The following is a 13,487-nucleotide window of genomic DNA, read 5'->3' as shown; positions in this document are numbered from 1 at the left end:
CCGAAGCTGGCGGGGGCGGCACGGGCACCATCCTGGGCGCACCCGGTGTCGCCACCCCGGTGACGCTGCCGCCTTCGTCCACCCCGCTGAAGGCCCGCACCAGCCCGGCTGCCGTGCGCGAAGGCGAACTGCGCGACGGCAAGTAGACACCGCGAGAAATTTCGGGCGCGTCACGCGTCGCGCCCGCCCATTGTCCGTTGGGGGCACCGCTGATGGAGTTCGCCGGGGGGCGGCCCATCGCAAGGAGTGAACACCATGTTCGAAACACGCAACACCATGCCACCGGCCCCGTCCGGCGGAACGCGCAGGGGGCTGCGCCACCTTCCGTCGTCGCGGGCGCTGGCCCAGCGCGGCCTGGCCGCACTGGAAGTGGCCCTGATGCTGCCGGTCATCGCGGCGCTGCTTTACGTGCTGGTGGAGGGCGGCAACACCATCCGCGCCTACTCCGCCCTGACCGAGGCCAGCCGCGCGGGCGCGCGCCACGTGGTCATGAACGACGACGTGGCGGGCGTGCAGCCCTTTGTCCGCTCGCTGGCCACCACGCTTGATCCCAATGCCCTGACGGCCACCGCCGTCAAGGACACGGGCAAGCAGATGGTCACGGTAACCGTGAAGTATGCCTACAAGTCGGTATTCACGAGCAATCCCTACAATGGAGACCCCAATGACGCGCTCTACACGTTTTCCGCAAGCACCAGCATGCCCACGCCGTAACGCGGCCCGGCCTGCCGGTTTCCGCGCCCTTGTGCGCGGCCTGTGGCGTGGCACGCGGGGTTCCATGGCCATGCTGATGGCCGTGCTGCTGCCCTTGGTGCTGGGCCTTGCCGGCCTTGGCATCGATTCGGGCATGCTCTACCTCGCGCACAACCGCCTGCAGGGCGCCGTGGATGCGGCGGCCCTGGCGGGCAGCCTGCAACTTCCCTACGACCCGCAACTGGACAAGGGGCTGGTGAAGGGCGCCGTGAACCAGTACATGGCCGCCAACTACCCCGCCGCCGTGCTGAAGGGCGTTTCCCCCGGCACCGAGGAACGCAGCGTCACCGTGAAGGCCGAGGCCACCGTGGACACCATCTTCATGGGTGCCCTGGGCATCGGGTCCAGCACGGTGCGCGCCCAGGCCACCGCCGGGTACAACAACCTGGAAGTGGTCTTCGTCATCGACAACACCGGCTCCATGAAGGGCACGGCCATCCAGCAGGCCAACGCGGCCGCCACCCAACTCGCCGAACTGATCATGCCCGACGGCATGGAAACCTCGGTCAAGGTGGGGCTGGTGCCCTTCCGGGGCAAGGTGCACATTCCCGCGGGTGTGGACGGCCTGGCCGACGGCTGCCGCAACGCCGACGGCACCCTGGCGCCCTCGTGGATACTGGAAGAGTACAAGCAGACCAAGTACCGTTACCCCACGGGTTCGTCACTCAACGTGCCCAAGGGCACCTGCGACAGCATTCCCCGCGTGCAGGCCCTGACCGGCAACCGCTCCACCATCGTCAACGCCATCGCCGAGCAGGACGCCCTGGGCGACGCCTCGGGCACCGTCATCTCCGAAGGCATCAAGTGGGGGCGCCATGTGCTCACCCCCGAGGCGCCGTTCACCCAGGGTTCGTCCAACAAGGACATGCGCAAGGTGATGATCGTGCTGACCGACGGCGACACCGAAGACGGCAAGTGCGGCGGCAACTACGCCCTGAACTACACGCCCAACGCCTACTGGACCAACGCCTACTACGGCATGTTCGACATGACCACCCACTGCGAGAACGGGGGCAAGCTGAACGCGGCCATGCTGAGCGAGGCGCAGATCGCCAAGGACAAGGGCATAGAGATCTTCGCCATCCGCTACGGCGATTCCGACTCCACGGACATCAGCCTGATGAAGGCCATCGCCTCCAGCAAGGCGGGCACCACCGACCACTACTACAACGCGCCCTCTGCCTACGACCTTGAAGAAATCTTCAAGAAGATCGGTCGGCAGCTTGGCTGGCGGTTGCTGCGCTAGCGCGGCAGGGAGGACACCATGCGTGCATGCCGCATATGGCCATTGCGTCTGTGGCGCGGTGAAGGCGGGGTCAGTTCGCTGGAGGTGGCGTTCATGCTGCCGGTGCTGCTGGCCATGCTCTTCGGCCTTGTGGAATTCGGCTACAACCTCTTTGCCCGCTCCACCGTGGAAAAGGCCGCGCAGGTGGGGGCGCGCTTCGCCATCACCGGCGAAGGCTTCGACACCGGCAACCGGGTGACGTTGATCAAGGACGCGGCCCGTCCGCTCACCCAGGTGCTGTCCGGCTCTTCGGGCACGGGCGTGACCATTCTGGTACGCAGCTATCCCAACGGCACCGGGGCCGCCGCCCTGGAAAACAGCGGCGGCGACCCCTGCCAGACGGTGGAGGTGCAGGTGGACTACCGCTACGCGCCGCTGACGCCGCTGGTGGGTTCGTTGCTGCCGCCGCAGATTACCGTCACCGGGCGCGAACGCATGGTCAACGAGCCCTGGGCCATCTGCAAATGACCCGTCACCTGGGGCTTGCGCTGCACTGCGTGCCCGAGGCGCACGACGTCGTCGCCGGTTCCGGCTGGCCGGGAGAGTCCGCATCCGGGCTTTCCGGCCTGTCGGAACCGGGGGCGCGGGGGGCACGGCACGCCGGGCCTTCCGTGGCGGAAGCGACCATTCCGGAACCGTTCGCGCCAGAACCGACCGACCCGAAACCGTCGGGTACAAAACCGTCCGATCCGGTCCCCATGCCGATACACTGCGGGCCACCCCGGTTTGCGGGCGTGGCCCGTTCTGCTATCATGCGGAGCACGGCGGCCCCCGACCATCCGCTGGACAGTCGGGCAGCCAGTCCGGCGGCTGGCCCGATGCCCAGCCAGCCGGGCATGCCAGCGGCCATGCCGGGCATGCTGGCACCGGAATGGCCCGCACCCACGCATGCTCCGGTCCGGCGCTCCGCCGCCCTTGCGCTGCTTGCGGAAGCCGTACACGGCATTCACCCGGTTGCCCACTGGTCCGCCACTCACCGGCCCGCTGCCCACTGGCCCGCTACCCACAGGGAAGCCATGTCCGCATCCTCGCCGCCCCCATCCCTCCGCACGTCCGGCCACACGTCCGGACAGGACGCCACGGCGGCGCGCCCGGCGCGGCTGAGCCTGCTCATCGTCTCCGAGTCCGAGGAATTCGCGCGCGGCCTGGTGACGCGGCTTGCGGCCTGCGGGCTCGAGCCTTCGTACATGCTGGCAGAAACGCCGTCCGAGCTTTCGCGCCTGATCACCGAAGAGCCATGGGACATGGTGGTGGCCGAATCCGAGGCCCCCGGCATGACCTGGCAGGAAGTGCTGATGCTGGTACGCGGGGTGCGCGAGGACGTGCCCTTCGTGCTGGTGGCCCCCACCGCCGACGAAGGGCTGGCCCTGGAGGCCATGCGCGAAGGCGCCGACGAGGTGCTGTGCGCCGACGACTGGCACCTTGGTCCGGCCTTCATGCGCCTGGTGCGCGAGGCGGAGCGGCGGCGCACCCTTTCCGTGCACTGGCGCGAGATAAACCGCGACGCCCGCCAGTGGCGCGGCATGGTGGAAAGCACCGTGCTCGGCATCTTCCGCTGCCGCCCCTGGGGCGAACTGATCAGCGCCAACCCCGCCTTTGCCGACATGTTCGGCTACCCCTCGCCCGATGCGCTGTTCGCGGCCATCCGGTCCGGCGGCGCCGCCGGTGTCGCCCCCGGCGCCACCATGCCCGACGGCTGGCTGCCGGGCGGCTTTCTGGACCGGGGCACCCTGGACCGCATGCTGAACACCCTGCGCGACGAAGGCGAGGTGCGGGACTTCGAAACCACGGCCCGACGGGCCGACGGTTCCACCTTCTGGATTTCGGTGAACGCCCGCGTGCAGCGCGGCACCACCGGCGAAATTTCCGGCATTGAAGGCACGGTGGAAGATATCGACCGCCGCAAGGCCGTGGAAAACATGATCATCCGCGCCAAGCAGGAATGGGAGAAAACCTTCGACAGCGTGCCCGACATCATCATGATCATGGATGCGGACCAGCGGGTACGGCGCAGCAACATGGCCTTGGGCAGGCTGTTGGGCCTGCACCCCAAGGATCTGGTGGGCCGCCACTGCAACGACGTGCTGGGCGCGTCCGTCATGGCCGGCGACGTATGCGCGGCCATCCGGGCCATGCCGTGGGGCGAAAGCCGCACCGAGGAATTGTACCTGCCCAGCCTTGGCGGACACTTTCTGGTCACCCTGTCGCCCTTCCTTGCCGAAGGCCAGTTCGACGGGGAACCGGGCCGCGAAGGGGCCGCCCCCGGCACGGTGCTGGTGGCCCACGACATCAGCAGCCGCAAGCAACTGGAAGCCCGGCTGCGCCAGGCCCAGAAGATGGAGGCCATCGGCACGCTGGCCGGTGGCATCGCCCACGATTTCAACAACATCCTTGGCGTGATGATGGGCTACACGGAAATGAGCCTGGACCAGACCGAAGACGGTGACGCCCAGCACCGCCGTCTGACCGAGGTGCTGGCCGCCGGACGCCGGGCACGCGATCTGATCCGCCAGATACTCACTTTCAGCAGGCAGGAGGAACCCTCGCGCCTGCCGCTGCCGCCGCTGTCGCCCATCAAGGAAACTGTGCGCCTGTTGCGGGCCACCCTGCCCGCCAATGTGGACATCCGTCTGGACCTGGCCGATACCGGCCCGCTGCTGGCCAACCTGAGCCAGTTGCAGCAGGTGATCATGAACCTGTGCGGCAACGCCGCCCACGCCATGAAGGAACATGGCGGCGTGCTGCATCTTTCGCTGGATGCGGTGGATCTGGACGAGGACGAGGCCGCCGCCCGTTCGCTGCCCGCCCCCGGCGGCTACGCCCGGCTGCGCGTGCGCGACACGGGGCACGGCATCCCCGCCGACATCCTGGAGAACATCTTCGACCCGTTCTTCACCACCAAAAAGCCGGACGAAGGCACGGGCATGGGCCTTGCGCTGGTGCACGGCATCGTCACCGCCCACGGCGGAGCCGTTACGGTGCAGTCCACCGTGGGCGTGGGCACGGAGTTCGAGGTGCTGCTGCCCCTGGCCCCGCAGGCGGGCGAAGAAGCCGCCACCGGGGCGGATTCGGCCCACAGCGGAAGCGGCCTTGCGTTGGTGGTGGACGACGAGGCACCGCTGGCCGCCATCATGGGGGCCATGCTGGAAAAGCTGGGCTACCGCGTGGTGGTCACCGCAAATCCCCTTGATGCCTTGGACCGCTTTCGGGCGGATCCGACAAACTGGCGGCTGGTGGTGACCGACCAGACCATGCCCGGCATGACAGGCACCGAACTGACACGCCAGGTGCGCGCCCTGCGGCCCGACCTGCCGGTGGTGCTGTGTTCCGGCTTCAGCGAAGGGTTGGGGCACGACGCGGCCATGGAAGCCGGAGTCAGCGTGATGCTGGCCAAGCCCCTGCTGCGGGCCGACCTTGCCGCCGCCCTGTCCGAACTGGGGCTGGAAAACGGGAAGAAGTAACCTGGCGGCGATTCCGTCGTGCATGAATATGAAACGGGCCTTGCCGGAACACCGACAAGGCCCGTGAACATTTTGGCGGGCGTATCCTGCCGCCTGCCGTCCCCCCCCCTACCGCGCAGGGCCCCCGCGTACCACGCCCGCTTCGCGCAGCAACTCCAGCAGTGCCTGCACCATCAGGTCCGCGCCGTGGGGGCGCGTGTCCTTTCTTCCCGGCTCCCACGGCCCCTCATCGAGCCCCAATGCGAAAAGCAGTTCCGGGCCGGTAAGCCCCTTGGGATTGCAGGCCATTACGCCCAGCAGCGCCTCGCGCAGCAGATCCAGTCCGGCGCGAGCCTTGCGCTGTGTCCCTTCGGGCACGGCAATGCGCTTGTCCCCGGACTGCGCGGAAGCAGTGCACGGCACCTCGCCACTATCCACCCCCGCAGGCGTATCCGTGGTTCCGCCAGCCTGCGGCGCATCCGCATCCACCAAGCCGGACAACAGGGCCGCCAAGCGCTCTGCCTGGCGGGCGGTCAGCCCTTCGGCCAGCACCACCGGGCGTGCGCCGGACAGCGGCAGCGGGTGGACAGCCCCGGACGGAAAGGCATCCGTGAAGGACGCGCCGACCGTGCTGACCGATGCGGTGGAGCCCTGTGGCGGTTCTCCATCATCCTGCCCGGCACCCTGACAGCGTTCGGGCCGTACCCGCACCAGCCGCAGCCGTTCGCCGCGCGTTCCCAGCGCGGCATGCACGCAATACCGTTTCTCGTCCATGTATCCCCCAGGATACGGATCGACTCCGTGTATGTGTGCTTCATACCACCGCGCCGCCACGCGGCCTTGCATTCCCGCCTTACAGCCGCTCGCGGTCCAACGCGCGACAGTTGATGGCTTCCGCCAGGTGTGTCACCCGGATGGGGCCTGCATCGATGACAGCAGGCTCCACTGAGCCCACACCATCGTGCCCGAATTGCTGCCACGTCGCTTGCCCGGCGGTCAATGCCCGCTCCGCATGCTCCAGGTCCGCGATGGTTCGCGCAATGCGCAGGATGCGCGTGTACGCCCGCGCCGACAGGGCCAGGGCGCGCACGGCACCTTCCAGGAAGGCGTGCTCGTCAGGGCCGAGGGCGCAGTGCTGTTCCAGAAGCTTGCCGGTCAGGTTCGCGTTGGTGCGGCATGGGGTGCCCGCATAGCGCGCCGCCTGCACGGCCCGCGCCCCCTCGATGCGAGCCCGCATCTCGGCGGAGGTGCTGCCCGTCATGCCGCCGCGCAGATCCTCGTAGGGCACGGCGGGCACCTCCACATGCAGGTCGATGCGGTCCAGCAGCGGACCGGAAAGACGCGCCCGATACCGCTGCACCGCCGGGCCGAGACATGTGCAGGTATGCCTGTCGTCGGTGCGGTAGCCGCAGGGGCAGGGATTCATGGCGGCCACCAGCATGCTGTCCGCCGGATAGGTCAGCGAGACGGCGGCGCGGGCGATGGTCACCACGCCGTCTTCCAGCGGCTGGCGCATCACTTCCAGCGCGGTCTTCCGGAATTCCGGCAATTCATCCAGAAACAGCACCCCGCGATGCGCCAGCGAAATCTCGCCAGGGCGGGGGTTGGCCCCGCCGCCCACCAGCCCGTAGTCGGACACGGTATGGTGCGGCGCGCGAAAGGGGCGGCGGGTGATCAGCCCCTGCCCGTCCAGTTGGCCCGCCACGCTGTAGATGGTGGTCACCTCCAGCGCCTCCTCGAAGGAAAGCGGCGGCAGCACCGTGGGAATGCGCTGGGCCAGCATGGTCTTGCCGCTGCCCGGAGGGCCGATGAACAGCAGGTTGTGCGCGCCCGCCGCCGCGATCTCGATGGCCCGCTTGGCGTGCTCCTGCCCCTTCACCTCGGCGAAGTCCACGGGCCAGTCCGGGCCGCGTTCCCACATGGCGCGCCCGCCGGAAGGCACGGCGGATATGTCCGCCTGTCCGGCCAGAAAGGCCGCGGCCTCGCCCAGCGAACGCACAGGGTACACCGGCAGCCCTTCCACCACGGCGGCCTCGGCGGCGTTGTCCGCCGCCACCAGCATGCCCCGCGCCCCTTCGGCACGGGCGCGCACGGCCACGGGCAGCACGCCCGGCACGGGCTTCAGTTCGCCGGTCAGGGAAAGCTCGCCCAGCATGAACCACCCGTCCGTGCTGCCCTGGGGCAGTATCTCGGCGGCGGCCAAAAGGCCGATGGCAAGGGGCAGGTCGAAGCCGCTGCCGCTCTTGCGACGGTCGGCGGGGGCGAGATTGACGGTGATGCGGGCGGGGGGCAGGCGCAGGTTGCAGGCGCGCATGGCGGCAAACACGCGTTCGCGCGATTCGCGCAGCGCCCCCTCGGCCAGGCCCACCATGACGAAGGCGGGCATGCCCTGCCGGGCAAGGTCCACCTCCAGGTCCACCCGGAAGGCGTCCACCCCGTGCAGGGCGGCACAGGCCACGCGAACGATCATTGAGCCCCCTGCGCGAAAGGAATGAGGAGCGGGCGGAGCGGAAGCGGCAGGAACGACAGGCGTGCCAGACGCAACAGGACTCGTCAGGATCCGGCAGGGCGCGACAAGTGTCGCAAGGTTCGCCAGAACCCTGCGGGGCGCGGCAGGCACCAATCAGGCCCGGCTGGCGCCCGGTCGGCCAACGACTGGCCAGCGACTGGCCAACAACCGGGTTGTGCTGCAAGGTCACAGCATGCGCCCTGCGATACCGCACAACCACTAAAGCAAAACGTCCCGTCCCGCAACGGCGCGCGGGACGGGACGGATATGGTGCCAATGCGAAACGGGCGGAATGCGCTGCCCTGAAGAGACGGACAGACCGGGCGACCAGGCCGTATCACCACAGCGGCACGCAAGGCGCCCTGCGGGATCAGTGCAAAACCGTGCCGATGCGATCCCAGCGCACGTTGCCAAGCCCTTCCCACGACCAGTAGATGACCCAGGCCTTGCCCCGGATGGCCCCGCGCGGGACAAATCCCCAGAAGCGGGAATCCTGCGAATCGTCGCGGTTGTCGCCCATGGCGAAGTAGTGCCCTTCGGGCACGGTGACCGGGCCGAAGTTGTCGCGCACGGGCATGACGATGCCCGGCTGCGAATGGCGGATGTACGCTTCCTGCACTGCTTCGCCGTTGCGGTACAGCTGCTTGTTGCGCACTTCTATCACGTCGCCGGGCTGTCCCACGATGCGCTTGATGTAGTCGATGGACGGATCGCCGGGGTACTCGAACACGATGATGTCGCCGCGCTGCGGGTCGCCCACGGGCACCACCACCTTGTGGGTGAAGGGCAGCTTGACCCCGTAGCTGAACTTGTTGACCAGCAGATGGTCTCCGATCTGCAGCGTTTCGAGCATGGAACCGGAAGGAATCTTGTACGCCTGCACCACGAAGGTGCGGATGAGCATGGCCAGCGCAAAGGCGACGACAAGCGCCTCCACGTATTCCAACAGCAGGCTTTTCTGTTGCATGCGGGTGCCTCCGCGTCCTGTCGCGCCGGTGCGCGGGGACGGGGATTTGCGGTTCATCGAAAACCCGCCAAAGGCTGACGCCCAAGGCGGGGCCGGTGCGCGCCTCCGCTGGTGCGGTGGCCGCAGGGGCATGCCCTGCGCCGCGCCCCGCATGGTGGGAAATGCCGGGAACGGCGCGCTGAAACCGCCGGGCTGCGGCGCATCATGCGCCTGCCGCCCGGCATTGTTCACATTCGCTTTTCAAACCACCCCGCACACGTCTTGCGCTGCGCGGGGCTCATTCCCCCGCCCCACCCACCGCAATTTCGCGGCAGGGGTTGCCAGGGCTTAGCTCACTTCTTCACTCAACGCACACGCCCGTAGCGGTGCGCGGGGGCAGCAAGGCCAACTGCCGTCTCCCGATAATTTCGCGGCAGGGGCGGCAAGGACAAGGAAAACGGTGGGGTCCGCGAGGGGAGCGTACTCTTTGGTACGTGACCCGAGCGGCGCCACCGTTGACGCCGCCATTGCCGCCCCTGACGCGAAATTATTCGTCGCCCACCTGAAGGGCGGCAAGGAACGCCTCCTGCGGCAACTCCACGTTGCCCATGCGCTTCATGCGCTTCTTGCCTTCCTTCTGCTTTTCCAAAAGCTTGCGCTTGCGGGTAATGTCGCCGCCGTAGCACTTGGCGGTCACGTTCTTGCGCAGCGCGGAAATGGATTCGCGGGCGATGATCTTCTGCCCGATGGCCGCCTGGATGGCCACCTCGAACATCTGGCGCGGGATGGTGCGCTTCAGCTTCAGCGCCAGCGCGCGGCCATAGTGATAGGCCTTGTCGCGGTGCACGATGACGGCCAGCGCGTCCACGGCCTCGGCGTTGATCAGGATGTCCAGCTTCACCAGGGCCGACTGCCGGTAGTCGATGAACTCGTAGTCCATCGAGGCATAGCCCTTGGTGCCCGACTTCAGCCGGTCGAAGAAATCGAACACGATTTCGGCGAACGGCAGTTCGTAGGTGATGACCACGCGGTTGGAGGCGATGTACCCCATGTTCTTCTGGATGCCGCGCTTTTCCTCGCACAGCTTCAGCACGTTGCCCACGTAGTCGTTGGGCACGTGAATGTCCATGCGCACGTAGGGTTCGTACAGCGCGGCGATCTTGGTGGGGTCGGGGAGCTTGGAGGGGTTGTCGATATCGCTCTTCTTCCCGTCCACGGTATCGATCTTGTAGATCACCGAGGGGGCGGTGGCGATGAGCTCCACCTGAAATTCGCGCTCCAGCCGCTCCTGGATGATCTCCATGTGCAGCAGGCCAAGGAACCCGCAACGGTAGCCGAAGCCGAGCGCCTGCGAGGTTTCCGGCTCGTACGAGAACGCGGCGTCGTTGAGCTGCAACTTTTCCAGTGCGTACTTGAGCTGTTCGTAGTCGGCGGAATCGGTGGGGTACAGCCCGCAGAACACCATGGGCTGCACTTCCTTGAAGCCTTCCACGGGTATTTCGGCGGGGCGGTCCACATGGGTGATGGTGTCGCCCACCTTGGCGTCGCCCAGTTCCTTGATGTTGGCGCACAGAAAGCCCACTTCGCCCGCGCCAAGCTCTGTCATGTCCACGATTTCGGGCGAGAACACGCCAAGGCGGATCACTTCGTAGCTGCGTTCGGTGGCGAACAGCTTGATGCGGTCGCCCTTGCGCAGCACGCCGTCCACGATGCGGAACAGCACCACCACGCCCTGGTACGAATCGTACCAGGAGTCGAAAATGAGGGCCTTCAGGGGGGCGTTCAGGTTGCCTTCGGGCGCGGGCAGGCGCTCGACGATGGCTTCCAGCACCTTGTCCACGTTCAGGCCGGTCTTGGCGCTGACGGCCACGGCGTCGGAGCAGTCGAGGCCGATGCTTTCCTCGATCTCGTGCTTCACGCGGTCGGCGTCGGCGCTGGGCAGGTCCACCTTGTTCAGGACCGGGATGACTTCCAGGTTGTGGTCCAGCGCAAGGTACACGTTGGCCAGGGTCTGGGCTTCCACGCCCTGCGAGGCGTCCACCACCAGCAATGCCCCTTCGCACGCGGCAAGCGACCGCGAGACCTCGTAGTTGAAGTCCACGTGGCCGGGCGTGTCGATGAGGTTCAGCACGTACTTGCGGCCATCCTTGGCCGTGTACGGAATGCGCACCGACTGGGCCTTGATGGTGATGCCGCGCTCGCGCTCAAGGTCCATGCGGTCCAGATACTGGTCGCGCTTTTCGCGGTCGCTGACCAGCCCGGTAACCTCAAGGATACGGTCGGCCAGGGTGGATTTGCCATGGTCGATGTGCGCGATGATGCTGAAATTGCGGATGTGTTCCTGTCTGGGCATAGCGTGGGTGCCACCGTGCGGCGGCGCGCCTCCTGAAAATGTAGCGGCATGGGATGGGTACGGGCGCGTTGACGCCGTGCGCGCCGACCGGCCACGGGGTGGCGCCTCGGCCCGGCGCGCGTCGCCGTACCATTGGAATCGGTTTTCATACTGCATTCGGGGGCGGAAGTCCAACCGCCCCGCAGGGCACGGTGCGGGCGGCATCACGATGGGGAGCAAGCCCGCCGGAGCGACGCCGGTGAACCAGATCGCGCCTGGGCGGGGCGAACGCACACAGGGACAGAGCAGGCGCGGTCAGGTGGGCACTGGCGCAAACAGGCCCGTGCAACGCCGTCTCTGATGGCCCGACCACCACGCCGCGCGGCTGTCCGCCACACTGTCCAAAAATCGGACAGCCATGGTCCGGTTTGCACATGCTGCACAAAGAACCGTCCAGAAATCATACACCATGTCGGTGACCGTTGACCGCGCCGTGGCGGGCACACCGTGCGCCATGCCATGTGCCGCAACGCATTGTGGCCCCATGCCCCTGCCATACGCGCCATGGCACGCCCCTTGCCTTATGTGCAGCACACACCCGGAAACGGAAACCACATGCAGGAGCATTTCATGAAGATCACCCGCATTCTCCCCGCCGCGCTTGCCGTCCTTGCCGTCCTGGCCATCACCGCAGGCTCGGCCCTGGCGGCGGGCAGCACCGGTGGCCACGATACCCACGCCGCGCCCCCGGCAGCCTCCACCCCGGCGGACAAGGCCCCCGGCGACGCCCAGTCCGCCCCCATGCAGGGCTGCGGCTGCTGCCAGATGATGAAGGACGGGCACGGCAATATGGGGAACATGGACGCCAAGCCGGGCGGTGCCGGGCACATGATGCAGGACATGGACGGCAAGGCGCAGGTCCGCCACAGCTAGGGCGGCAAGACGCGCCACTGGACCATGCAACCGGACTGACCCGCTTGGGCGGATTGGCCTGACTGACCCGATTGGCCTGACTGGCCGAAAAACCGGTCGGACCCGCCCAGGCTTCCCACGGCAGACATCAGGATTCCCCCGTGGGGCCGACACCTCCTCCTCGCCGGCCCCACGGTTCCGCCTCGCGGCGTACGCGCCCCCTTCACCGGGGGCGCGTTGCGTTGCGTGGTCACGCCATGCACACCCGCATGCCCGCTGTCGCTGCTTCATCAATGCTCCTGACGTTGCAACGATCCTGCACAACTGCTCCGCTACGCCCATCCCTTAGGACGACTGACAAAAATTCATACAGCTGTTTCAATGTTTGACAGTCATACAACAGCGATCTGTCCAAAAGGTATCCGCCAGAACAGCAACCATCACACACCGAAACAGCACAACATCGCCAATTTCATGCAATTACTCCTTTGGCACACCGTTTGCCATACAGAATGCATCATCCGGCAACGGAAATCACTCACAGGAGTTCATCATGAAGATTACCCGCATCCTTCCCGCCGCATTGGCCCTGGTGGCCATTACCGCCGGAGCCGCACTGGCCGCGCAGAACGTTTCCTCCACCTCCATGGGCATGCAGTCCTGCTCCGGCTCCGCCACCATGCAGGCTCGCCACGCGACCATGGCCGCCAACATGGGTCAAATGTTGCAGAATGGCCGCCACATGATGGGGAACGGCCAGCACATGGTGCAGAATGGCGGTCAGCACAGGATGCCCGGTTCCGTGTCCGCATCCTCCACTGGCCAGCCCCGTGCGCAGGTACCGGCTTCCGACGCCATGCTCGGCCTGAATCCGGGCAGGTAAACCGAACGTCGACGATGCGGCCCGCACTGCCGTTTGCAGCCGCATCGTTCGCCGCCATGATGGCGGTTTTCCCGCACGCGCCCCCTTCACCGGGGGCGCGTTGCGTTGCGCGGTCAGGCCGGTGCCTGCGCGGACAATGCCTGCCGTCCCCAATGCTCCGGCCCGACACGCGACCGTCATGCACCAGTCCGCCGCAAGCCATTGCCCACCGTCAGCCAACGGTGGTACAAGCAGACTCAAGGTGTGCGACCTTTCGAGCCTTGCCCCCCTCGGTCCATCTGCCGTTCCGCCTCTCGCCCTTTCGGCCATTCCTGATACCCGCCAATCCGAGCAACCCGACCATTCCCGACAGCCCCGCACCTGCCGTCCGCCCCCGTGCCCCCGCGCCCGCGCCGGGCCGGGAGCCACTCCACCCCGCCCCAGCCGC

At 67.1% G+C, this 13,487-nt stretch carries 10 protein-coding genes; 6 read left to right on the top strand and 4 right to left on the bottom strand.

Annotated features, from left to right (window positions below; translation table 11 throughout):
* The first annotated feature begins 255 nt into the window (after positions 1-255).
* The 4 genes from FVW27_RS16970 to FVW27_RS16955 all read left to right on the top strand — a co-directional run bounded on the left by FVW27_RS16970 (position 256) and on the right by FVW27_RS16955 (position 5,499).
* Complete coding sequence (locus FVW27_RS16970) at positions 256-714, top strand: TadE/TadG family type IV pilus assembly protein (protein WP_167127407.1); 459 nt, start codon at positions 256-258, stop codon at positions 712-714.
* Positions 715-778: 64 nt separating this feature from the next.
* The gene (locus FVW27_RS16965) at positions 779-1,999 is read left to right on the top strand and encodes a vWA domain-containing protein (RefSeq protein WP_167127404.1); all 1,221 of its coding nucleotides are present in this window, start codon (positions 779-781) and stop codon (positions 1,997-1,999) included.
* Positions 2,000-2,017: 18 nt separating this feature from the next.
* The gene (locus tag FVW27_RS16960; RefSeq protein WP_167127401.1) at positions 2,018-2,506 is read left to right on the top strand and encodes a TadE/TadG family type IV pilus assembly protein; all 489 of its coding nucleotides are present in this window, start codon (positions 2,018-2,020) and stop codon (positions 2,504-2,506) included.
* A gap of 350 nt (positions 2,507-2,856) precedes the next feature.
* Positions 2,857-5,499 (top strand): ATP-binding protein, encoded by a 2,643-nt coding sequence (locus tag FVW27_RS16955; protein WP_243838535.1) that lies wholly within the window; start codon positions 2,857-2,859, stop codon positions 5,497-5,499.
* Between the two features lie 108 nt (positions 5,500-5,607).
* Here the strand turns inward: FVW27_RS16955 and FVW27_RS16950 are convergent, their stop codons facing one another.
* From FVW27_RS16950 to lepA, 4 genes are all read right to left on the bottom strand, one after another.
* Positions 5,608-6,252: a hypothetical protein gene (locus tag FVW27_RS16950; protein WP_167127398.1), complete on the bottom strand. Its 645-nt coding sequence runs from the start codon at positions 6,250-6,252 to the stop codon at positions 5,608-5,610.
* 79 nt (positions 6,253-6,331) lie between these two features.
* Complete coding sequence (locus tag FVW27_RS16945; protein WP_243838534.1) at positions 6,332-7,948, bottom strand: YifB family Mg chelatase-like AAA ATPase; 1,617 nt, start codon at positions 7,946-7,948, stop codon at positions 6,332-6,334.
* A 409-nt stretch (positions 7,949-8,357) separates the two neighbouring features.
* Positions 8,358-8,954 carry a signal peptidase I gene (lepB, locus tag FVW27_RS16940; RefSeq protein ID WP_167127395.1) on the bottom strand — a complete coding sequence of 199 codons (597 nt, stop codon included), beginning with the start codon at positions 8,952-8,954 and terminating at the stop codon, positions 8,358-8,360.
* 526 nt (positions 8,955-9,480) lie between these two features.
* Positions 9,481-11,286: a translation elongation factor 4 gene (lepA, locus tag FVW27_RS16935; RefSeq protein ID WP_167127392.1), complete on the bottom strand. Its 1,806-nt coding sequence runs from the start codon at positions 11,284-11,286 to the stop codon at positions 9,481-9,483.
* Positions 11,287-11,895: 609 nt separating this feature from the next.
* Here lepA and FVW27_RS16930 point away from each other — a divergent pair.
* On the top strand, positions 11,896-12,198 hold the full coding sequence (locus FVW27_RS16930) for a hypothetical protein (RefSeq protein WP_167127389.1): 303 nt from the start codon (positions 11,896-11,898) through the stop codon (positions 12,196-12,198).
* Between the two features lie 532 nt (positions 12,199-12,730).
* Complete coding sequence (locus tag FVW27_RS16925; RefSeq protein WP_167127386.1) at positions 12,731-13,060, top strand: hypothetical protein; 330 nt, start codon at positions 12,731-12,733, stop codon at positions 13,058-13,060.
* Positions 13,061-13,487: the final 427 nt, after the last annotated feature.

It is taken from the genome of Nitratidesulfovibrio liaohensis, assembly GCF_011682075.1.
GTDB classification, from domain to species: domain Bacteria; phylum Desulfobacterota; class Desulfovibrionia; order Desulfovibrionales; family Desulfovibrionaceae; genus Cupidesulfovibrio; species Cupidesulfovibrio liaohensis.
The sequence above is the reverse complement of the archived record's forward strand: the minus strand, read 5'-3'. Positions and strand labels throughout refer to the sequence as shown.

What these genes read in the sequence shown, in the direction of transcription:
- lepB (WP_167127395.1), bottom strand. Translation starts at nt 8,954, where the DNA reads ATGCAACAGAAAAGCCTGCTGTTGGAATACGTGGAGGCGCTTGTCGTC.
- FVW27_RS16950 (WP_167127398.1), bottom strand. Translation starts at nt 6,252, where the DNA reads ATGGACGAGAAACGGTATTGCGTGCATGCCGCGCTGGGAACGCGCGGC.
- lepA (WP_167127392.1), bottom strand. Translation starts at nt 11,286, where the DNA reads ATGCCCAGACAGGAACACATCCGCAATTTCAGCATCATCGCGCACATC.
- FVW27_RS16925 (WP_167127386.1), top strand. Translation starts at nt 12,731, where the DNA reads ATGAAGATTACCCGCATCCTTCCCGCCGCATTGGCCCTGGTGGCCATT.
- FVW27_RS16945 (WP_243838534.1), bottom strand. Translation starts at nt 7,948, where the DNA reads ATGATCGTTCGCGTGGCCTGTGCCGCCCTGCACGGGGTGGACGCCTTC.
- FVW27_RS16965 (WP_167127404.1), top strand. Translation starts at nt 779, where the DNA reads ATGGCCATGCTGATGGCCGTGCTGCTGCCCTTGGTGCTGGGCCTTGCC.
- FVW27_RS16960 (WP_167127401.1), top strand. Translation starts at nt 2,018, where the DNA reads ATGCGTGCATGCCGCATATGGCCATTGCGTCTGTGGCGCGGTGAAGGC.
- FVW27_RS16955 (WP_243838535.1), top strand. Translation starts at nt 2,857, where the DNA reads ATGCCCAGCCAGCCGGGCATGCCAGCGGCCATGCCGGGCATGCTGGCA.
- FVW27_RS16930 (WP_167127389.1), top strand. Translation starts at nt 11,896, where the DNA reads ATGAAGATCACCCGCATTCTCCCCGCCGCGCTTGCCGTCCTTGCCGTC.
- FVW27_RS16970 (WP_167127407.1), top strand. Translation starts at nt 256, where the DNA reads ATGTTCGAAACACGCAACACCATGCCACCGGCCCCGTCCGGCGGAACG.